This is a genomic window from Dyella sp. RRB7 (assembly GCF_022761115.1).
GTDB lineage: Bacteria > Pseudomonadota > Gammaproteobacteria > Xanthomonadales > Rhodanobacteraceae > Dyella.
Genome location: NZ_JAKWJS010000001.1, coordinates 469,175 through 490,088, shown reverse-complemented (window position 1 = coordinate 490,088; position 20,914 = coordinate 469,175). Strand labels below are relative to the sequence as shown.

The following is a 20,914-nucleotide window of genomic DNA, read 5'->3' as shown; positions in this document are numbered from 1 at the left end:
CGCGGCATTAGCCGCTGGGGTCGCCGGCGTTTGAGCGGCCAGCCACGACGGCGCTGGTTGTCTTGCCGCGGTCAATGCAGCGGGCTGCAAAAGCTGCCGCTGACCAAATACATGGCGAAATGGGTTCCTGCGATGGCGTAAGTTCTGTCGCATCGTGACTTGCCTCGATCAAAATATTACGGAAGTATTTATCTCGATCTAAATTGAGCGATCTGCTTACGCCTCTCACTCGTGATGCCGTTCTCGATGGTGTCGGTGAATAGACGTCCATACGGGCGGATGTGAGAAAGCGTTGCGGCATTCGAAGGGATGGCAACGGGGCGGCATGCCGCCGGTGCCAGCACACACGGCCTGGCCGGGGAAATCACTGCGAATCGATCTTGCTGGTTCTGCCTCGCGTGGCAGGGCGATGGCTGCTTGCGTGCCGCGTGAGCCGTCGACCCTGGTGTCGACAGCGTTGCATGGATCTGACGAAGGAAACGCACAGAGCGCTCGTTCCGGCCCGGAGGCCACCGGGGAGGGCGGACACGACAACCGGTTCTTATGAAAGGGATAGCCATGAAAAACATCCGTATGCGCCGCCACCTGCTGGCGAGCTCCCTGGCGCTCGCGCTCACCGTGCCATCGATCCATGCGCAGACGGCCGCGACCGGCCCGCAGGCCGAGCCGGACAAGAAAGCCGTGACGCTGGACAAGGTCATCGTTACTGGCTCGCGCATCCCGCGTTCGGAAATCGAGGGCTCGGCACCGGTCACCGTGGTCACCGCCGAACAGATCAAGGCGCAGGGCTATACCACGCTGTTCGAGTTCCTCAATTCGCTGCCGCAGATCGCCACGCCGCAGTGGACCGATCGCATGTCCACCTGGGGCAATACGGCGGTCAACGCGCGACCGATCAACCTGCGCAACCTGGGGCCGGACCATAGCCTGCTGCTGATCGACGGCCATCGCATCGCCGACTACCCGCAGCCCAGCGCGGGCCAGAGCACGTTCCAGAACTACAACAATATTCCCGTCGGCATGGTCGACCATATCGAGCTGCTGGCTACCGGCGCATCCTCGATCTACGGCTCGGATGCGGTGGCCGGCGTGGTCAACGTGATCCTGAAGAAGAGCTACCAGGGCGACGATTTGCAGTTGACCGGCGGCGGCGCCACGCGTGGTGGGCGCCAGTACGGCGACCTCAACTTCACCGGCGGCCGCTCGGGCGACCACTGGCACATCATCTACAACTACGAGCACACCAACCGCTCGCCGCTGTGGGGCCGTGACCGTACCTATACCGACTCGCAGGCGGATGCCGGCTACGGTACGTGGGGTCCGAGCGCGCGCATGTTCGGTTTCGTGACGTCGAGCGGCCTGGCCCTGCTCGATCCCGCCAACCAGTACATCGCGCCGCCCGCGGGCGCCTGCGCGCAGTTCGGCGACAACTTCCAGGCGCAGCACCACAAGACCGTGGCAACGCATGGCGACGTGGTGATCCCGAACCAGGTCACCGACCGGGGCGTCTCGTGCACGCAGCGCGCCGCCTACGGCAACTGGGTACTGACCCCCGGCCTGCGCAGCGACAACGCTTATGTGGCCGGCGGCTACGACTTCGGCCAAGGCCTGGAGGCGTACGGCTCGGTGGGCTTGTGGAACACCACCGGCAGCAGCAACACCTCGCTGCCGGGGCTGTCCCCGATGGCCGGCCTGCCCACGAATTTCTACGACCAGACCACCGGCCAGGTCATCGGCAACTATGTGCGGCAGCTGACGCCGCAGGAGCTGGGCAGCTACGGCAATACGCATAGCTACGAGCAGAACTGGGACATCCATGGCGGCCTGCGCGGCACCGTCTTCGGCGACCGCTTCAACTGGGACCTGAACCTCGGCACCAACAAGTACATCGTGCACGAGCATTACACCGGCCTGAACGAACAGGGCATGTTCGACTACTTCTTCGGCCCGCAGCGGGGCACCACCACGATCGGCGGCACCGCGTATCCGACCTACGCCTTGGACAGCCGCCGCTTCTGGAGCCCGATCTCGCCGGCGGACTACCAGAGCTTCGCCGTGGGTGGCGTCAACAGCGCCTATAGCTGGATGGACCAGGCCACCTTCAATCTCAACGGCAACCTGTTCGACACCTGGGCCGGTCCGATCGGTTTTGCCGGCGTGCTGGAAGGCAATCACCAGGGCTTCAAGCTGGCGCCCGACCCGCGCGGCAACACCACCACCTTCAGCGATCCGTTCCAGAACTTCATCACCGGTGGCGGCACGCGCAACCGCGTGTCGGCCGCCACCGAGTTGCGCATCCCGCTGGCCGAGACGCTGAACTGGACGCTGTCCGGTCGCATCGACAAGTACCGCGATGCCAGCCTCGCCAATGTCGCCCGCACCTGGGGCACCGCCATCGAATGGCGCCCGCTGGGTAGCCTGTTGCTGCGCGGCACCTACGGCACCAACTTCCATGCGCCGGACATGCAGGCGATCTACCTGGATGCTTCGCAGACCACCGTGGGCTACTACGCCGATCCGCTGCAGTGCATCCAGACCGGCGACCGCGCCTGCCAGGGCTTCCAGCATTCGACCTATTTCAACCAGTACTCCGGCGGCAGCCGCAACCTGTTGCCGGAGACCGGGCATTCGTGGACCTACGGCTTCGTGTGGGACGTGCCGATGGTCGACGGGCCGGCGGTGTCGGCCGACTACTGGCACATGGGCATCGACAACGCGATCAAGTGGATCGACACCAGCACCCTGTTGACCGACGAAGCCGGCTGCCTGACCGGGCAAACCGTGACCGGGGCGCCCTACATCGCGCATCCGCTGGGTTCGGAGTACTGCCGGTTGGTGATCAAGGACGTCCAGCGTGACGCCACCGGCAACATCCTCAGCGCCACGGTGGGCCCGATCAACGAAGCCTCGCTCTACGTCAGCGGCATCGATGCCTCGCTGACCTACAAGTTCGCCACGGCCGACTGGGGCAACTTCAATTTCAATCTCGACTACACCAACAACCTGTCGTTCAAGGAGCGCGATCTCCCCTCCGATCCGCTGGTCAACACGCGCTACCAGTATGTGGCGAGCAAGCTCACCGGCACCGCGCGCTGGCATAAGGGGCCGTGGGACGTCACGCTGCACGGCGAGCGCTCGGGCGGCATCCGCGCCAACAACTACGCCGGTTGCGAAGTGCTGCCCAACGGCATCCAGCCGGTGCAGGGCGATCCGCAGTGCGTGATCTATCGCGGGCGCATCGCGCCGTGGATCACCTGGAGCACCGCCGCGTCCTACCAGTTCACCGACCGGCTCAAGCTCGGCCTCAACGTGTCCAACCTGTTCGACAAGGTGGGCGCCATCCCGTACTACGCGGGCGGCTTCGAGTTCATCCCCACGCAGCAGGGCGCCAGCTACACCGGCCGCGAGGTGTTCCTGTCGCTGGACTGGAAGATCGACTGATGCCGGCAACCAGGCGGCCCGGCCCCGGCCGGGCTGGCCTGGCCGAGGCTTTCCCCCGTTTGGCCTGTCCGCGTTGCGGCAGGCCTTTTTTTGGTGCGGGCACCGCAGCGTGCACAACCGCATCGGCGCTGCTAGATTTCAACCGATCTAAATCCAAGGCGCATGGGGAATCCGATGGCTGGTCTAGCGTTCCGTTCGTGGCTTGCGGTAGCCGTGGCCTGTTCCCTGTGGCCGGCCATGGCGGTGGCGGCGCCGCCGGGTCATTCGGTCGAGGTCGACCCGCGCATCGGTACCGGCGGCGACGGCCATACCTTCCCGGGCGCCACGGTGCCGTTCGGCATGATCCAGCTGTCGCCGGACACCGCCATGCCGGATTTCAAGCATGCCTACAAATGGGCAGCCGGCTACCAGTACGGCGACAGCAGCCTGCTCGGCTTCTCGCATACGCACTTCTCCGGTTCGGGACATTCGGACCTGGGCGATGTGCTGGTGATGCCCATCGCGGGCGAGGTGCGGCTGGAGCAGGGCGATCCGGCCAAGCCCGGCAGCGGCTACCGTTCGCGTTTCAGCCATGACAGTGAAGTCGTGGAGGCGGGTTATTACGCCGTGACGCTGGGCGACTATGGCGTGCGCGCCGAGCTTACCGCCGGGCGCCGCATCGGCTGGCACCGCTACACCTTCCCCGTCGGCAAGCCGGCGCACCTGCTGCTGGACCTGCGGCCCAGCATCTACGACTACGCCGGCAAGGTGCTGTGGGCGAGCCTGCGCGTGCATGACGACGGCACCGTCACCGGTTGCCGCACCACGCGCGGCTGGGCGCCGGGGCGCGAGTTGTGCTTCGCCATGCGCTTCTCGCAGCCGATGCAGTCGCGCACGCTCTACAACCGCGAAACGGACGTGACCTACAAGGGTTTCAAGGGCCCGGGCAACCAGCCGGAAGACAGCGATGCGCAGAACGGCCGCGCGCTGGTCGGCGTATTCGATTTCGGCCAGCTCAAGCAGCCGCTGGGCGTGAAGGTGGCCATTTCGCCGGTGAGCGAGGCCAACGCCGTCGCCAACCTCGATGCCGAAGGGCAGGGCTGGGATTTCGACGCGCGCCGCGCCGAGGCACGCGCGGCGTGGGACAAGGCGCTCGCGGTGATCGACGTGGACGCATCGAAGGACCAGCGGGTCGGCTTCTACACCTCGCTCTATCACGCCCTGTTGTCGCCCACGCTGAGCATGGACGTGAATGGCCAGTTTCGCGGCCCCGATGGCGCCGTGCACCAGGCCGTGGACAAGAACGGCCCGTTCGAATTCCACTCGACCTGGTCGCTGTGGGACGTGTATCGCGCCCAGCAACCGCTGATGGCGCTGTTGCTGCCCCAGCGCAGCACCGACTTCATCCGTTCGCTGATCGCCGCGCGCGAGACCAGCCCGTTCGGCATCCTGCCGGTGTGGGCGTACCAGGGCCTGGAGACGTGGTGCATGATCGGCTACCACGCGGTGCCGGTGATCGCCGACGCCTATATCAAGGGCGTGCGCGGCTTCGATGCCGACGCGGCGCTGAAAGCCATGGTGGCCAGCGCCACCTATGCGCCTTACGGTGACCTGGGCGATTACATGAAGCTCGGCTACGTGCCGATCGACAAGGAACCCGAGGGCGCCTCCAAGACGCTGGAATACGCCTACGACGACTGGTCGCTGGCGCAAATGGCCAAGGCGATGGGCCGCCAGGAGATCGCCGCCACTTTCGAGAAGCGTGCCGGCAACTGGCGCAACGCGTATGACCCCAAGACCGGCTTCATGCGCGCGCGCAAGAGCGATGGCAGCTTCCGCGAGCCGTTCGATCCGGACGCGGCCGGCTACGGCACCGACTACACCGAAGGCAATGCCTGGCAGTACTCCTGGTACGTGCCGCAGGACGTAGCGGCCTTGGTCAAGGCCATGGGCGGCGATGCGCGCTTCGTGACCAGGCTGGACAGCGTGTTCGATGCCAAGGTGGACCCGGCGCGCTTCGCGCACGTAGAGGACATCACCGGCCTGATCGGCTGGTACGCCCATGGCAACGAGCCCAGCCATCACCTGGCCTACCTGTACGACTACGCCGGCGCCCCCTGGCAGACGCAGAAGCGCCTCAAGCAGATCATGGACAGCCAGTACGCCACGCGACCGAATGGGCTGGCCGGCAACGACGACCTCGGCCAGATGTCGGCCTGGTACATCTTCACCGCGCTGGGTTTCTACCCGGTGACGCCGGCCAGCGATGAGTACGCCATCGGCCGCCCCTTCGTCGACCGCGCCACGCTGCACCTATCCAACGGCAAGACCTTCACCGTGAGCGCCGCGCCGCTGGACGATGCGCATCCTTACGTCGGCGCCGTCTCGCTCAACGGCAGGCCGCTGGATCGCGTGTTCCTGCGCCATGGCGAGATCCTGGCCGGCGGCGAGCTGCATTTCACCATGCAAGCCGAGCCGAACCGCTCCTGGGGGCAGCAGCCTGACGCGAGGCCTTCCTCGATGAGCGTCAAGGCTTCCCGTCCGGACACCGGATCGGCAGCTGCCTACTAATGGCTAAGTAACAAGCGTGCGATAGGAGCTGGCAATAGTTGGGGTGATTCTGCAAACATGCCCTACATGTTGCGCTCATCCTGGAAACTGGCGTCGACGCTGCGGCCGGCCATGAGGGACCGTATCGCCCTGCGTTGGCGGCTGGGCGGCCTGCTGGCGGCCGTGCTGGTGATCGTGGCATTGCCTTATATGGTCACGCGCAGCGGGGCGGGCGAGGCGATCGAGGCCAATGAGCGCGTCACGCACTCGTCGGAAGTGAAGTCGCTGACCTATCGCATCGCCTATGTGACGCGCGACAGCGAGGCGGCCATCTATCGCATGATCCATGGCGACGCCGACCCGCAGGTTCGCGCGCGCGCCGAGCGGGCCGCCCATGAGACTCCGGGCCTGCTGGCGCAATTGCGCGACATGACCATCGACAGCCCCGACCAGCAGGCGCTGATCGGCTCGTTGAGCGCAGTGGTCAACGGTCGGCTCGCGTTGAGCGGGCAGGCGGTGCAGCGCTACGACCATGGCGACCAGAACGGCGCCGCTGACGCCATGCGCGATTCAGGCACGCTGTTCAAGATGGACGATCTCATCGACGGCATCGTGCGCAACGAGAACGACACCTTGCTCAAGCGCCGTGCCGAGGCGAAGCGGGAATCGTTCAACAGCAGCCTGGCGCTGGCCATCACCGCCATCGCGCAGGTGCTGCTGCTCACCATCGTGGTGATCGTGTCCGAACGGCAGATCAGCCGGCGCCTGCGTGCCGAAGTGCGCGAAGGGCAGGCCGTGCAGCGTTCGCAGCTGATCGTGCAGGCGGTGCGCGAGCCAATCGCGCTGCTCGACGCGCAACTGGGCACGCTGCTGGTCAATGCCGCGTTTGGCGAGCTTTACGGGTTGCCGCCGGATTTCCGCCAGTCGCTGCCGCTGACCGAGATCGGCGATGGCGCCTGGACCGACAGCGCGCTGCTGCAGCGCCTCAACGACGTGTTGCTGCTCGACCGCGAGCTGTGGGACTACGAGCTGATCCAGCGCACGGTCGACGGCGTCGATCGCCACGTGGTGATCAACGCACGCCGGCTGGAGCAGGACGGCGGCGGTGATCCGGTGCTGCTGCTCACGCTCAGCGACGTCACCGCGCGCGCGCTGGTCGAGCAGCAGGTGAAGGAACTCAACCGCCAGCTGGAAGGCAAGATCGAGCAGGTTTCCGACGTCAACCGCGAACTGGAAGCCTTCAGCTACTCGGTGTCGCACGACCTGCGCGCGCCGCTGCGGCACATCAGCGGTTTCGCCGGCAAGCTGCAGCAGCACCTGGGCGAGGGCGCCGACGAGCGTTCGCGGCATTACATCGAGGTCATCAACGACGCGGCGCGGCGCATGGCCTTGCTGATCGAAGACCTGCTGGTGTTCTCGCGCCTGGGGCGCGGCGCGCTGCGCCTGCAGCCGGTGGACATGCAGTCGCTGGCCGACGAGGCCCGCGCGCTGGCCGAGATCGATGCGCACGGGCGCCACATCGTGTGGTCGATCGCGCCGCTGCCCATCGTCATCGGCGACGAGAACATGCTGCGCACGGTGTGGCAGAACCTGCTGGGCAACGCGGTGAAATACACCGGCAAGTGCGAGGTGGCGCGCATCGACGTCGACGTGCAGCGCCATCGCGACGGCAGCTATGAGTTCGTGGTGGCCGATAACGGCGCGGGCTTCGACATGCAGTACGCCGGCAAGCTGTTCGGCGTGTTCCAGCGGCTGCACCGGGCCTCCGAGTTCCCCGGCAATGGCATAGGATTGGCCAACGTGCGGCGTATCGTGTCGCGCCATGGCGGCCGGGTCTGGGCGGATGCGCAGCCGGGCCAGGGCGCGCGTTTCCACTTCACGCTGCCATCCTCCGATCTGTCGGAAAGCTTTGCGCAGAGGCGGCCATGAACCATCGCGACATTCGTACCATCCTGCTCGTCGAGGACAGTCTCGCCGATGCTGAAATGGCCCTGGATGCGCTCGCCGGGGCCAACCTGGCCAATCCGGTGGTGCACCTGGAGGATGGCGTGGACTGCCTGGATTACCTGTATTGCCGCGGCGAATGGGCCGGGCGTGAGCCGATCGATCCAGCCGTGGTGCTGCTGGACATCAAGATGCCACGCATGAGCGGCCTGGAAGTACTCACCCAGCTGCGCGCCGACGATCGCTTCCGACGCGTGCCGGTGGTGATCCTGTCCTCCTCGCGCGAGGAAAGCGACCTGGCGCGCAGCTGGGACATCGGCGCCAATGCGTATGTGATCAAGCCGGTCGATGTGGATCAGTTCTTCGACGCGGTGCGTACACTCGGGCAGTTCTGGGCCGTGCTCAACCAGGGGCCCGAGTCAGGTTGAGATCGATCGGGGCAGGATGCGCCACAACGGAGTCGCATGTAGATGTCGGACCGGCTGCATAGGGGATTGCCCAAGATTCGCGTGCTCCAGATCGAGGACAGCCAGCTCGATGCCGAACTGGTGCTGTCGGAGCTGGACGCCGACGCGATCGACTACGACGTGCGCCTGGTGGACGAAGAGCGCGACTACCTGGCCGTGCTGGAAGACTTCCATCCGCACATCGTGCTGTCGGACCTCAGCATGCCCGGCTTTTCCGGCCAGCGCGCGCTCGAATTGTTGCGCGAGCGCGACCAGGATCTTCCCTTCATCTTCGTTTCCGCCACGCTGGGCGAGGAGGCGGCGATCGAGGCGCTGCGCAACGGCGCCACCGACTACATCCTCAAGCAGAACCCGGCGCGGCTGGCCTCGGCCGTGCGCCGTGCCTTGCGTGAAGCAGAAGCCCAGCGCGCGCGCCGGCGCGCCGAGACCGAGCTGATCCGCGCGCAGCGCTTCGAAAGCCTGGCCATGCTGGCGGGCGGCCTCAGCCACGACTTGCGCAACCTGCTGCAACCGCTGTTGCTGGCCGGCGACAGCCTGCAGGATTACCAGGAAGATCCACGGCTGGCGCGGCTGGGACGTCTGGTGCGCGATTGCGGCAAGCGCGGCCTGGACATGGTGCAGTCGATGCTCTCCTTCGCACGCGGCGCGCGGCGCGCCGAGCAGGTGCGGGTCGGCGCACTGCTCGACGCGCTCGCCCTGCTGCTGCAGGGCAGCGTGCCGCGCACGGTCACGCTGGAAATGAAGGCGAGCGACCCGGAACTCAGTTTCGACGGCAACCACACCGAACTGCAGCAGTGCCTGTTGAACCTCAGCCTCAATGCGATCCAGGCCATGCCCGAGGGCGGCAGCCTGCGCATAGAGACCGCGCAGGCCAGCCTGCCGGAATCCTTTTTCCTTCCCGACGAAGAGGCGCAGGCAGGCAACTACCTGTGCCTGACCGTAGCCGATAGCGGCAGCGGCATGGACGACGAAGTGCTCGGCCACATGTTCGAGCCCTTCTACACCACCAAGGACACCGGTACCGGCCTGGGGCTGATCTCCTGCAAGCGTATCGTCGCCGCGCATGGCGGCGTCATGCGCGTGGAAAGCCAGCCCGGACAAGGCACCCGGTTCCACATCTATATCCCGCTGGTCGAGCAGCCTAGCGACGTGGCCGAGCTGGACGACGAGATGAACCTGCAGGGCGAGGCCGAACGCGTGCTGGTGGTGGTGGAAGAAGCCGGCCAGCTGTCGCTGTTGGTCGACACGCTCGACTCATGGGGCTACCAGGCCCATGCCAGCCAGAGCGGCACCGCGGCCCTGCAGTGGATCGAGGCACAGGGCGTGCCCGACCTGGTCGTGCTGGACGCCGACATGAACCTGTTCACCGGCGTACGCACCCTGGCCGCGCTGTTCGACCACGGCTACCGGCGCGCGGTGCTGCTGCTGGCGCGGCCGGACGCACCGCCGGACATGGATGAGCTGCCGGTGATGGAGCACCTGTATCTGGTCGACAAGCCGATTTCCACGCAAAAGCTGTTGCGGACGGTACGCGAGGCGCTGGAGACGAGTGCGGCGGGGCAATTGCCGGAGGGGCCGGTTTAGAGGGGGGGGCTCAATTTTGGTGTCGGCTAGGCCAGCGCTTTTGATCGTCATCCTTGCGAAAGCAGAGCAAGCGCGGAGCGCACAGAACGCCCGAAGGGCGGCCCCGCAGGGGCGAGCGTAGCGAGTCACCCAGGGGCTGTCGCTTTTGTTGGCGTGATCGCCAGGGTGCCGCCTACGCGGCGTGCGTTTCGCCCTCCTACCGGAGGCCGAGTCACTTTTCTTTTGCTGGCCCAAAAGAAAAGTAACCCAAAGAAAATGGCCGGAAGAGCTGGCAGCATCGGGTGGGGAAAAGCCCGAACGCTTGAGGCAGTTCGCTGCGGGACAACCTCCGCCGCTACACAGCGGTGAGACCATAGGGCTGCGCAACGCGCCGCCGCGCTGAGGACTTAAAGCGGCGCGCTTCACGTCTTGGCTCCCTCTCCCCTCCGGGGAGAGGGTTGGGGTGAGGGGCCAATCTAGCCTCAGTGGCGGTTATAACCATAGATACCGCCACCTTCGGGAGCTATAGCGACCCATCAACGCCGCCACACCGGCTTTAAGCCCTCAGCGCGGCGGCGCTTTGCGCAGCCCTATGGTCTCACCGCTGTGTAGCGGCGAAGGCGTCCCGCAACGAAACCCCAGAGACCGTTCCGGCCTGTATTCCTCGCAACGCTACGAGCCCTGGCCTTTCAGGCCATTTCTCTGGGTTACTTCTCTTTGGGCCAGCAAAGAGAAGTGACTCGGCCTCCGGCAGGAGGTCGAAACGCCCGCCGCGCAGGCGGCAACCTGGCGTCAACACCACAACCAGACAAACAGTCGCCAAGCCCCCATGCAACCACCCTTCGGGCAAAAACTTGCCCCCCGCCCCCCACAGCGCTAGCGTGCCCCCATGCGCATCGCCTACCGAGCTGAAACCCTGATCGACGCCCATCTGGTGAAGGACGCGCTGGAGCGCGCGGAGATCCCGGCCTTTGTCTCGGGCGAATACCTCACCGGCGCTGTTGGGCAGCTGCCGGCGCTGGACTATGTGGCGGTGCTGGTGCCCGAGGCAAGCCTGGCGGCGGCCGAGCAGGTCGTGCGTGAAGTGGAGCGCGACTTGATGGAGGCCCGGCTGGCCATCGGTGAATCGGACGAGGATCCCGACGCGCCATACCCCGCTTTTTGCTGAGCCTGGCGCCAGCACCGAGCCCGCGCGCTATCCTGCGGGCCGCATAGCGCCCCCGTGCAAGGGCGACGGAGCAAGGCCATTGGAAACTTCCCTGCGACAGATCCAGGCGCTGATCCGCGCCGTACCGGACTTCCCCCAGCCGGGCATCGTGTTTCGCGATATCACGCCGCTGTTGGCCGATGCCGGCAGTTTCGCCCGTTGCGTGGATGCCCTGGCCGAGCCGTGGCAGGGCAGCGAGGTGCAGGCGGTATGCGGTATCGAGTCCCGTGGCTTTATTTTTGGCGCGGCGTTGGCGCAGAAGCTGCACGCCGGTTTCGTGCCGCTGCGCAAACCCGACAAGCTGCCGCCGCCGGTGGTTGCGGTGGACTATCAGCTGGAATACGGGGTGGATCGGCTGGAGGCGCGCAATGATGCGCTGCGTCCGGGCGAAAGAACCCTGATCGTCGATGACGTGCTGGCCACGGGTGGCACGATGGCGGCGGCGCGCGCCTTGGTGGAGAAGCTCGGCGGCGCGCTGGTGGGCGCCAGCGTGGTGATCGAGCTGGCGGCCTTGCAGGGCCGCGCCCGTTGGCAGGGTGATACGCCGCTGGAAGCGTTGCTGCGTTACTGATGCCGCGTCTCCGCGAGACTTGGATATCCCTTGGCTTGGTGTCGGCGCCTTAGGTTCGGCTGGCGATCAGCGCTTGTCCGTGGCGGCAACCATGGGCTCGCCCAGCCGTGGCTGCAGCAGCTCGGCCGGCAGGCTTCGGATCACTTCGGCGAAGCGTTCGAGAAAGACGCCCAGCGACGAGCTCTTGCGCCACACCAGCGCAAGGCGCCGGCTCGGTGCGTGACCGGCAAATTCCAGCAGATGCACGTTGTCGGTGCGGGCCACCGGCGGCTTGATCGCCAGCGTCGGCAACAGCGTGATGCCCACGTTGGCGGCGACCATCTGGCGCAGGGTTTCCAGGCTGGTGGCGCGAAAGCCCGAACGCTCGCCCGCGCCCGCCAGCTGGCAGACTTCCAGCGCCTGGTCGCGCATGCAGTGGCCGTCCTCCAGCAGCAACAGGCTTTCATCTTCCAGGTCATCCAGCTTGAGGCGTTTGTTGTGGTGAGCCAGCGGATGACTTTCGGGTACGGCAAGTACGAACGGCTCTTCGAACAGAAATTCGGCGTGCAGGCTGTCTTCGTGCAGCGGCAGCGCAAGCACGCCGACATCCAGTGCCCCCTCGCGCAGCATCTTCACCACCTGTTCGGTTTTTTCCTCCACCAGCAGCAGTTCCAGCCGTGGAAAGTGCTTGCGCACCAGCGGCACCAGGTGTGGCAGCAGGTAAGGCCCGAGGGTGGGGAAGATGCCCAGGCGCAGCGTGCCGGACTCGGGATCGCGCGTACGCTGGGCGATGGCCTTGATCTCGTCGATCTCGGACAGCACGCCACGCGCGCGGCGGGCGATCTCGCGGCCGGTTTCGGTGAGCAGTACCTTGCGCGGCGTGCGCTCGACCAGCGCCACGCCCAGTTCGTCTTCGAGTTTCTTGATCTGGGTGGAGAGCGTGGGCTGGCTGACGAAGCTGGCTTCGGCGGCACGGCCAAAATGCCGATGCTCGGCCAGGGCCACCAGGTAGTGCAGGTCACGCAGGTTCATGGGAACACGGCCCCAGTAGATTGATAGTTCATGCCTATCATAATGGGGCTAATCATCGGTGCGGACAATGTGCCCGGGCGCCGCCGCCGGGCGGCTCCATGTCTTATGGCACTGGGTCATCCGTCATGGGTGCACCTAGCTTGGGGGGTCTTTTGTCCCCAGGGGAAGCTTCGCCGCATGCGCCATTTCGTCCGCCCACTCGTACTTACCGCCCTTGCCGCCTGCTGTGGCGCGGCGCTGGCCGCTCCCGTCGCCAATGACCAGCCGCATGGCAAGCTGCCCGGCTGGGCCCGTCCGGAGTCCTACCAGCTCGCCTTCAAGGTCGATCCGCGCCAGCAGGATTTCACCGGCACCACGGTGATCAAGCTGAAGCTGACCCAGGCCTCCGACCATCTGTGGCTGCATGGTCGCGACCTGACGGTGGGCAAGGTCACCGTGACGGATGCCGCCGGCAAGACGCATGCGGGCAAGTACGAGGAAGTGGCGCCGGAAGAGGGCGTAGTCCGCATCGATCTCGGCGGCAAGCTCGCGCCGCAGGAACTGACCGTCGCCATCGAGTACGCCGCGCCGCTCAACCAGCAGCTGCAGGGCCTGTACAAGGTAAGCCACGAAGGCCAGCCGTATGCGATGACGCAGATGGAACCGATCAGCGCGCGCTATGCGTTCCCCGGTTTCGATGAACCCGGCTTCAAGACCCCGTTCGATATTCGCCTGACCATTCCCAACGACGAAGTGGGCGTGGCCAATACCAAGCAGGTGAAGGAAGAGGCCGCTGGCGACGGCTGGAAGACGCTGACCTTCTCCACCACCAAGCCGCTGCCGACCTATCTGGTGGCGTTTGGCGTGGGCCCGTGGGACGTGGTGAAGGGCCCGGACATTTCGCCGACGCCGTATCGCACGCAGGCGCTTGAGTTGCGCGGCATCGCCGCCAAGGGCGAAGGCCATCGCATGCAGCACGTGCTGGGCGAAACGCCGAGCATCATCCACACGCTGGAGGACTACTACGGCTTCGGTTACCCGTGGGACAAGCTCGACCTGCTGGCCGCGCCGGACTTCTCCGCCGGCGCGATGGAGAACCCCGGCCTGGTCACCTTCCGCGACTGGCTGTTGCTGCTCGATCCCGATTCCCCGGCCAACTACGTGCGCGGTTCGTTCAACGTTACCGCGCACGAGCTGGCGCACCAGTGGACCGGCGACACCGTGACGCTGGCCTGGTGGGACGACCTATGGCTCAACGAGGCGTTCGCCACCTGGATGCAGCAGAAGGTCACCCAGAAGGTGCATCCGGAATACCGCGCCGACCTCGACCGCGTGCGCGGCGCCCAGGGCGCGATGAACGGCGACAGCCTGGTCACCACGCGCAAGATCCGCCAGCCGATCACCGGCAATGGCGACATCGAGACCGCGTTCGACGGCATCACCTACCAGAAGGGCGCCGCGGTGCTGGGCATGTTCGAAGGCTACGTCGGCGAATCGACGTTCCAGCAGGGCATGCGTGCGTACATCCAGGAGCACAAGTTCGGCAACGCCACCGCCGATGACCTGATCGACGCCATCGCCAAGGCCGCCGACAAGGGCAACGATTTCAAGCTGGCCTTCAAGAGCTTCCTCAATCAGCCGGGCGTGCCGTATGTGCAGACCAAGCTGACCCAGCAAGGCGGCAAGACCGTGTTGCAGCTTAGCCAGAGCCGCTATCTTCCCGTCGGCAGCAAGGGCGACGACAAGCAGGTGTGGGGCGTGCCGATGTGCGTGCGCTACGGCACCGCCGATGGCAGCAAGGTGAGTTGCGAACTGCTCGACAAGGCGCAGGGTTCCATGGTGCTCGACGGCGCCAGCAACCCGACCTGGGTGCTGCCCAACGCCAACGGCAGCGGCTACTACCGCTTCGCCATGGCCAAGGACGACCTGGCCAGGCTCGGCCAGCAGATCGGCAAGCTCGATGATGCCGAGCAACTGGCCTACGCCGATGCGGTATACGCCAGCTTCAAGCATGGCGACCTCGACGCGGGCGACGTGCTCGCCGCGCTCAAGCCGCTTACGTCGTCCAAGACCCGCGAGGTGGCCACCGCGCCGCTGGGCAGCTTCAACTGGATCTATCACAACCTCGCGCAGACCGGCGCGCAGCGCGCCGGGTTGGCCGCATGGGCGACGGATGCTTACCTGCCGCGCCTGACGCAGCTGGGTTACCACCGCAAGCCGGGTGAGGCGGACAGCGATTCGCTGCTGCGCAACACGCTTGCCGACGAGCTGGCCCTGGTCGTCAACGTGCCGCAGGTGCGCGCGGAGCTGCTCAAGCAGGGTGACGCCGCCCTCAAGCGCAAGGCGGATGGTCGTCTCGACCTGGGTGCGGCCGATCCGGACCTGCTCGGCGTCGCCCTGGGCGTGGCCGTGCAGGAACGTGGCAAGCCGGCCGTCGATGCACTTATCGCCGAACTGCCGCAGACCAGCGACCCGGCCATGCGCAACGCCATGCTTGGCGGCTTGAGCGAAGTGAATGATCCGGCGCTGGCCAACCAGGTGCGCAGCTTCGCCCTCGACAAGAAGGTGAAGGTGGGCGAGATGGCCATGCTGCTGCGCGGCGGCCGCGACACGCGCGAGCAGCGCGACGCCTCGTGGCAGTGGGCCACCACAAATTACGACAGGATCGTGGAACGCACCGGCAGCTTCGCCGGCGGCCAGCTGCCCGGCCTGATCGGTGGCGGTGGCTGCTCGCAGGACGAAGCCGATCGCCTGCAGTCGTTCTTCAAGGACCGCGCCAAGGGCATCAGCGGTGCCGAGCGCGGCCTGGCGCAGGCCAGCGAAGCCACCGTGCTGTGCTCGGCCCTGAAGGACAAGCAGCAGGCGCCGTGATCGGTTGATCCCGATGTTGGCCGGTCAGTCACCGGCCATCCGGCCGCAACAAGGAACGCCGGGCGATGCGAGTCGCCCGGCGTTTGGCCGTTATGGCGCTGGTGCGCAGTGCGGCCGATAGGGGTTACCGCCCTGGTGCCGGTCGCGGTCTGCGCGTGGTGCGAATGGTAAAGTACGACCATTCCACCACGATGACGTCCGCATGAGCAGCCACGCTTTCTATCCCATCGGCATACCCGGACAGGCTTGGGGCGCGGCGGAGCGTGAGGCATGGCTTGCGCGGCAGGTGAAGCAGCGCAGCTATGCACAAGACGTCTTGAGCGTGATCGAGCGGTTCCGCGAACGGTTCGACGTGGTCGAGTATGGGGCGCTTGACTATGGCGCTGAACACTATCCGTTGCTGGCCATTCGCAGCCGCGACTGGCGCGAGGACTTGCCCGTCTTGCTGGTGACGGGCGGTGTGCATGGCTACGAAACCAGCGGTGTGCATGGCGCGCTGCAGTTCGTCCAGCAGCATGCGCAAGACTATGTCGGTCGAGCCAACCTGTTGGTGGTGCCCTGTGTCAGTCCGTGGGCTTACGAGCGAATCCATCGCTGGAACCCCGACGCACTCGATCCCAATCGCAATTTCCGCAAGCACAGTCCGGCCGGCGAATCGGCGGCGCTGGTGGACCTGCTGGAGCCGCTGCGCGATCGTGTGCTGATGCATATCGACCTGCACGAGACCACCGATTCGGACGAGTCGGAATTCCGCCCGGCGCTGGCCGCCCGCGATGGCAAGGACTTCGTGCCCGGCGAGATTCCCGATGGCTTCTATCTGGTCGACGATATCGAGCATCCCCAGCCCGAGTTCCAGCGCTCGGTGATCGAGGCGGTGGCCAAGGTGACCCATATCGCCGCGGCCGATGCCCATGGCGAAATCATCGGATCACCGCTGCTGCTGCCGGGTGTCATCAAGTTCCCGGTGAAGCAGTGGGGCCTGTGCGCGGGCATTACCAACGCACGCTATGCGACCACCACCGAGGTCTACCCCGACAGCCCGCACGCCACGCCGCAGCAGTGCAACGACGCCCAGGTGGCGGCGGTGCGTGCATCGATCGACTACGCGTTGGCCCACCGCGACGGCTGAGGTTTCCACATGCACGCGGGTGATCGCTTCGCCGGGATGCCGGTGATCCGGCACGGTCGTCATCGACGGTCGCGGGATTACCCGCGTCGCGGAAGCTTCCAGTCCGGCCGCGGGAAGTGACACGTGTACCCGTTTGGGTAGCGTTCCAGATAGTCCTGGTGTTCGGGTTCGGCTTCCCAGAACGGACCGGCGGGGCTGATCTCGGTGACCACCTTGCCGGGCCACAGGCCTGATGCCTCGACGTCGGCCACGGTGTCCTCGGCGACCTGCTTCTGCTGGTCGTTGACGTAGTAAATGGCCGAGCGATAGCTCGTGCCGATGTCGTTGCCCTGGCGATTCTTCGTCGTCGGGTCGTGGATCTGGAAGAAAAATTCCAGGATCTGCCGGTAGCTGATCTGGCTCGGATCGAACTCGATCTCGATCGCTTCCGCATGGGTGCCGTGATTGCGATAGGTGGCGTTGGCCACATCGCCACCGGTATAGCCCACGCGCGTCGACAGCACGCCCGGGTAGCGCCGCAGCAGATCCTGCATGCCCCAGAAGCAGCCGCCTGCCAGGATCGCCGTCTCGGTTTTCGTGGTCATGTATGGGTCCTTTCTCCGTGTGCTGGGGGAGCGTGTGGGGTGCTGGTGGGATACACCACCGTGGGTGACGCCGGCGAGATGCCTGCGATCCACCCCACCGGCCAATGCCGGAAGTATCGCCGACCCTGCTGATTCGCTCGATACCCGCGCACGGTTACCTATGGCGTCCGCTGGCAAGGCATGGGCGATGGGCGGCTCGGGGACCACGGCGCGCTGCGCCCGCGGTGCTAGCGAGGTTTACTGCGAGTGCGCTTCTTGGCGCCCGCCGACCGGGGCGCTTCCTTGACGGCCAGGGCGCCGCCTTCATTCATCTGTTCCACCCACGCCAAGGCGTCGACGTAGGCCATGAAATGCTGGAGATAGCCTGGCGACACCTCGCGCATCAATGTGAGCGATCGATGCACGAGGCTGCCCGAGTTGAGCGGGCCGGCATTCTCGGGTACCTGTTCCAGCGATTGCCGCAACTGGCTCTCGGTGCGGACCTTGGACCAGAGCTTTCTGAAGTCATCCAGCACCTCCCATGCCGGCTGGGTGCTAGGCGAGGGAGCCGCGTCGTCCGTGGTCGGGTTGTCACCGCGCATCGTTGCCCGGCGAGCGATGTCGTCGATCAATGCGCCAAGCGCTCCACGCGAAGATTCGCTCGGCGTGGTCGTGCTGTGTGCAGCGCCGGCCGGGGGCGCGGCCTCTTCGATCGCGCTGGCATACGCCGCGATCAGCGCGGAGAGCTTTTCGTCCAGCAGGCGGCGTGCCTCGCCGTCATGATCGGCCGCGCGCCGTTCCAGTGCCTCGATGAAAAGGAAGCGCATGGGATCGGCGCGATCGGCGCCCTGCGCGCGCCACGCATCGAGCATGACCCGGACGGGTGTCGTGCTAGGGCTCATGGGGTGTCGCTGTACTCGCCGATGGCTTCGGGACGGGCGCTATTTCCACGCGCCGGTTCTTTGCCCGACCCTCGTCATCGGCATTGGAGCTGACCGGTTGCTCGGAACCGAACGCCGCGGCGAATACCGAGGAGGCGGGAACGCCTGCCGCGATCAAGGCGCGCGTCACGGTCAACGCGCGCTCGGCCGACAGCTCCCAGTTGTCGGCAAAGTGGTGATTGCCATCGCGCACCTGCTGGTCGTCGGTAAAGCCGCTCACCATCAGCACCTCGTCGCGGCTCCTGAGGTATTCGGTCAGCGGGCCGGCCAGGCTCTTCAAGACGTCCTGGCCTTCGGGCTGCAGCTGATCGGAGTTCAGCGCGAACAGCACGCTGCCGCGAATGCCGATGCGCCCGTTGACCAGCGTCACCCGGCCGGCCGCCAGCGGGCCTGCCAGCGCCTGTTCCAGGGTCTGGCGGCGTTGCGCTTCGAGCTGCCGCTGCTTGACCTCTTCGTCCAGCCTGTTCGAGAGCTGCAACTGCACGCCGATCACGCCTACCAGGATCAGCACGAACACCCCCAGCAGCACCGACATCAGGTCGCCGAAGGCGGCCCAGATGGGGGCTGCCGATTCGGAGTCGCCATCCCAATCGCCGCTCATGCCACTTCCGTTCCGACGGAAGCCCGCTGGCTGGCGAGCTGTTGCAGGTCTTCGACGATCTGCTTCTGCGACAGCATGCTCAGGTCGATGACTTCCCTGGCCTGCGCCACGTAATACGCCAGCTGTTCGTCACTGCGTGCCAGCGATTTGTCCAACGCGGTTTCGATGCTCTGCAGGCGGTCGAGCAGCTTGTCGTTGGACGCGCCGAACAGCTGCACGGCCGCGCCGAACGCTTCGCTCAAGGCCGCCACCTCGACGGCGCCCACGGTGACTTGGGCGGCCACCGTGCCGAGCTTGCCGGTTTCCGCCTCGACATGGTCAGTGAAGCGGGTGCCGACGCGATCCAGCAGGTCGGCCGAGGTAGTGACCAGTGCGTCGACTGCCAGGCGTTGCTCGGTGGATGCATGGTTCACGGCCTTGAGCAGGGTTTCCAGCGTGGCCATCAGGTGGTTGCGCTCTTCCAGCATCGCGGTATCGCGGACCATGCTGTCGGAGAGCTTCTGGCGCATCTCGGCGACGACCTCGGCCGCGGCCTTGGGTGCCTCGGATGCGGCGTGCACCAGCCGGGAAATCTCGGCGATCGTCGCGCTGGCGTGGGCCTGCGTCTGCGCCGCGATGTCGTTGGCGGTGCGTGCGAGCGTGTCGTAGATTTCCTGCTGCCGGCTCGCGGCGTGTGTGCCGGCTTGCTCCCAGTCCTTGCTCAGCGTGGTGGTCATCGCGCCGAGGGTGTCCGCCCAGGTTGCGAGCCGCTGCTGGTCCTGCGATGCCAATGCCGCCTGCAGGTTTGCATGCGACTGCTCCACGGTGCGGACCAGCGAGGTTGCGTGTTGCTCGAAAGTGGCGGCGGCGGCCCCCAGCGCTTGCTGGTGGTGGGACGCCAGTTTCTCGTTGACGCCTTGTTGCTGCGTCAGCGCCTGGTTCCATGCTTCCGCCACGTTGCCCGCGGTGGCGTCGAGGCGCGTGAAGATGCCTTCCAGCAGGCCGGCGGAGCGTTGCTCGAAGCTGCCGGCGAAGTGTTCCAGCGAACTGCGCAGGTGCTGCACCAGCGCTTCGTTCGATTGCCGGTGTTCGGCCAGTGCCCGGTTCCAGATGTCCGCCACGGTCGTGGTGGTGGTTTCGAAGCCGGCGGAGAGTCCCTCGAGTTGCCGCTGTACGGCGCGCGTGACGGTATCGTGCAGCGCGGCTGTCTCGCGCGCGAGGCCCGCCATGGTGGCCTCCATGACCGGTTGCAATGCCGCGTTGGCGGCGCGCGCGCTTTCGGCGACGCTTTCCTTCAACGACTGCTCCACGGAGGCGGCAAGCCGCGCATAGGTGGCCTCGGTCTTGCCGTGGAACGCGTCCTGGCTGGCGATCTGGCGCTCGCTGGCGGCCACGCTCTGTTGTTCGATGGCGGCCATCATCGCCTGCAGCCGATCGACCAGGGCAGGCATCACTTCGGTCTGGCGTTGCAGGAGCTTGAACGCTTCCTCGCGCTGATGCGTTTGCGAGTAGATGCGCAAGGTCGTGGCGATCTTCACGTCCAGCCCTTGCACGGCCTGGAGACGCTCGCGCCGGCACAACGCGGAAAGCAGCCCCAGCATCGCCGAAGTGGCCACGCCCGCGATCGAGGTGCCGAATGCAAAACCCAGCCCCTTCACCGGTGCGGCAAGAGAGCCGCGGATGGCCTGCAGATCGGTCGCGCTCTCCAGCGCCATGCCGGTGCCGCGCAGCGTCGCCATCATGCCCAGCAGCGTACCGAGCATGCCCAGCAGCACCAGCAGGCCTACCAGGTACGGCGTCAGCGTCGGCGCGGGCAGCGCCACGCGCTCGCCCTCGATGCGCAGGCGTGCGCTATTGCGTAGCGAGGGATGCAAGCGGTCCAGCCATTCATCGAGGCTGGCCGGTGCTGCGGACAAGTCCGTGACGGCGTGTTGCAGCGTGGCGGTGGCCTGCCGATAGCGGTGCAGCTCAAGGCCGCCCGCGAGATAGCAGGCGCCGATCAGCATCGCGACACTGGCGCCCAGCGGATTCGAACCGATGTAGCCGGCGCCGATCCAGCACACCGCGACCAGGCCCACCACGAATACAGCAAGATTGAGAAGATTTCTGAACATGACG

14 protein-coding genes are annotated in these 20,914 nt (G+C 66.1%); 9 read left to right on the top strand and 5 right to left on the bottom strand.

The window, feature by feature from the left end; translation table 11 throughout:
• Positions 1–558 precede the first annotated feature (558 nt).
• The 7 genes from MJ606_RS02285 (at position 559) to MJ606_RS02255 (ending at position 11,722) form a co-directional block, all read left to right on the top strand.
• A complete protein-coding gene (locus MJ606_RS02285) occupies positions 559–3,441 on the top strand; it encodes a TonB-dependent receptor (protein WP_243047792.1) in 2,883 nt (960 codons plus the stop codon).
• A 237-nt stretch (positions 3,442–3,678) separates the two neighbouring features.
• Positions 3,679–5,991 carry a GH92 family glycosyl hydrolase gene (locus MJ606_RS02280; RefSeq protein ID WP_243048566.1) on the top strand — a complete coding sequence of 771 codons (2,313 nt, stop codon included), beginning with the start codon at positions 3,679–3,681 and terminating at the stop codon, positions 5,989–5,991.
• Between the two features lie 111 nt (positions 5,992–6,102).
• Positions 6,103–7,899 (top strand): ATP-binding protein, encoded by a 1,797-nt coding sequence (locus tag MJ606_RS02275; protein WP_243047791.1) that lies wholly within the window; start codon positions 6,103–6,105, stop codon positions 7,897–7,899.
• Positions 7,896–8,342 (top strand): response regulator, encoded by a 447-nt coding sequence (locus MJ606_RS02270; RefSeq protein WP_243047790.1) that lies wholly within the window; start codon positions 7,896–7,898, stop codon positions 8,340–8,342. Before MJ606_RS02275 ends, MJ606_RS02270 begins: the two co-directional genes overlap by 4 nt.
• Positions 8,343–8,384: 42 nt before the next feature.
• A complete protein-coding gene (locus tag MJ606_RS02265) occupies positions 8,385–9,965 on the top strand; it encodes a response regulator (protein WP_243047789.1) in 1,581 nt (526 codons plus the stop codon).
• An 868-nt stretch (positions 9,966–10,833) separates the two neighbouring features.
• Positions 10,834–11,112, top strand: coding sequence for a DUF2007 domain-containing protein (locus tag MJ606_RS02260; RefSeq protein ID WP_243047788.1), 279 nt, complete (start codon positions 10,834–10,836; stop codon positions 11,110–11,112).
• A gap of 91 nt (positions 11,113–11,203) precedes the next feature.
• Complete coding sequence (locus tag MJ606_RS02255) at positions 11,204–11,722, top strand: adenine phosphoribosyltransferase (protein WP_243048565.1); 519 nt, start codon at positions 11,204–11,206, stop codon at positions 11,720–11,722.
• A 66-nt stretch (positions 11,723–11,788) separates the two neighbouring features.
• Here MJ606_RS02255 and oxyR read toward each other — a convergent pair whose 3' ends face one another.
• A complete protein-coding gene (gene oxyR, locus MJ606_RS02250) occupies positions 11,789–12,733 on the bottom strand; it encodes a DNA-binding transcriptional regulator OxyR (protein WP_243047787.1) in 945 nt (314 codons plus the stop codon).
• A gap of 177 nt (positions 12,734–12,910) precedes the next feature.
• Here oxyR and MJ606_RS02245 point away from each other — a divergent pair, with 177 nt between their 5' ends.
• Together MJ606_RS02245 and MJ606_RS02240 are read left to right on the top strand one after the other, a co-directional pair.
• Positions 12,911–15,583 (top strand): M1 family metallopeptidase, encoded by a 2,673-nt coding sequence (locus tag MJ606_RS02245; RefSeq protein ID WP_243047786.1) that lies wholly within the window; start codon positions 12,911–12,913, stop codon positions 15,581–15,583.
• Between the two features lie 202 nt (positions 15,584–15,785).
• Positions 15,786–16,712: a M14 family metallocarboxypeptidase gene (locus MJ606_RS02240; protein ID WP_243047785.1), complete on the top strand. Its 927-nt coding sequence runs from the start codon at positions 15,786–15,788 to the stop codon at positions 16,710–16,712.
• Between the two features lie 77 nt (positions 16,713–16,789).
• Here the strand turns inward: MJ606_RS02240 and msrA are convergent, their stop codons facing one another.
• From msrA to MJ606_RS02220, 4 genes are all read right to left on the bottom strand, one after another.
• Entirely contained in the window at positions 16,790–17,296 is a 507-nt protein-coding gene (gene msrA / locus MJ606_RS02235; RefSeq protein WP_243047784.1) for a peptide-methionine (S)-S-oxide reductase MsrA, read from the bottom strand.
• A 227-nt stretch (positions 17,297–17,523) separates the two neighbouring features.
• Positions 17,524–18,177, bottom strand: a complete 654-nt coding sequence (locus MJ606_RS02230) for a DUF2894 domain-containing protein (protein WP_243047783.1) — start codon at positions 18,175–18,177, stop codon at positions 17,524–17,526.
• On the bottom strand, positions 18,167–18,817 hold the full coding sequence (locus MJ606_RS02225) for an OmpA family protein (protein ID WP_243047782.1): 651 nt from the start codon (positions 18,815–18,817) through the stop codon (positions 18,167–18,169). The genes MJ606_RS02230 and MJ606_RS02225 overlap by 11 nt, the downstream gene beginning before the upstream one ends.
• A complete protein-coding gene (locus MJ606_RS02220) occupies positions 18,814–20,910 on the bottom strand; it encodes a DUF802 domain-containing protein (RefSeq protein ID WP_243047781.1) in 2,097 nt (698 codons plus the stop codon). The genes MJ606_RS02225 and MJ606_RS02220 overlap by 4 nt, the downstream gene beginning before the upstream one ends.
• Positions 20,911–20,914 lie beyond the last annotated feature (4 nt).

Bases quoted from the DNA above. Each gene is read 5' to 3' on its own strand.
- MJ606_RS02285 (WP_243047792.1), top strand. From the start codon at position 559: ATGAAAAACATCCGTATGCGCCGCCACCTGCTGGCGAGCTCCCTGGCG.
- MJ606_RS02280 (WP_243048566.1), top strand. From the start codon at position 3,679: ATGGCGGTGGCGGCGCCGCCGGGTCATTCGGTCGAGGTCGACCCGCGC.
- MJ606_RS02275 (WP_243047791.1), top strand. From the start codon at position 6,103: ATGAGGGACCGTATCGCCCTGCGTTGGCGGCTGGGCGGCCTGCTGGCG.
- MJ606_RS02270 (WP_243047790.1), top strand. From the start codon at position 7,896: ATGAACCATCGCGACATTCGTACCATCCTGCTCGTCGAGGACAGTCTC.
- MJ606_RS02265 (WP_243047789.1), top strand. From the start codon at position 8,385: ATGTCGGACCGGCTGCATAGGGGATTGCCCAAGATTCGCGTGCTCCAG.
- MJ606_RS02260 (WP_243047788.1), top strand. From the start codon at position 10,834: ATGCGCATCGCCTACCGAGCTGAAACCCTGATCGACGCCCATCTGGTG.
- oxyR (WP_243047787.1), bottom strand. From the start codon at position 12,733: ATGAACCTGCGTGACCTGCACTACCTGGTGGCCCTGGCCGAGCATCGG.
- MJ606_RS02245 (WP_243047786.1), top strand. From the start codon at position 12,911: ATGCGCCATTTCGTCCGCCCACTCGTACTTACCGCCCTTGCCGCCTGC.
- MJ606_RS02240 (WP_243047785.1), top strand. From the start codon at position 15,786: ATGAGCAGCCACGCTTTCTATCCCATCGGCATACCCGGACAGGCTTGG.
- msrA (WP_243047784.1), bottom strand. From the start codon at position 17,296: ATGACCACGAAAACCGAGACGGCGATCCTGGCAGGCGGCTGCTTCTGG.
- MJ606_RS02230 (WP_243047783.1), bottom strand. From the start codon at position 18,177: ATGAGCCCTAGCACGACACCCGTCCGGGTCATGCTCGATGCGTGGCGC.
- MJ606_RS02225 (WP_243047782.1), bottom strand. From the start codon at position 18,817: ATGAGCGGCGATTGGGATGGCGACTCCGAATCGGCAGCCCCCATCTGG.
- MJ606_RS02220 (WP_243047781.1), bottom strand. From the start codon at position 20,910: ATGTTCAGAAATCTTCTCAATCTTGCTGTATTCGTGGTGGGCCTGGTC.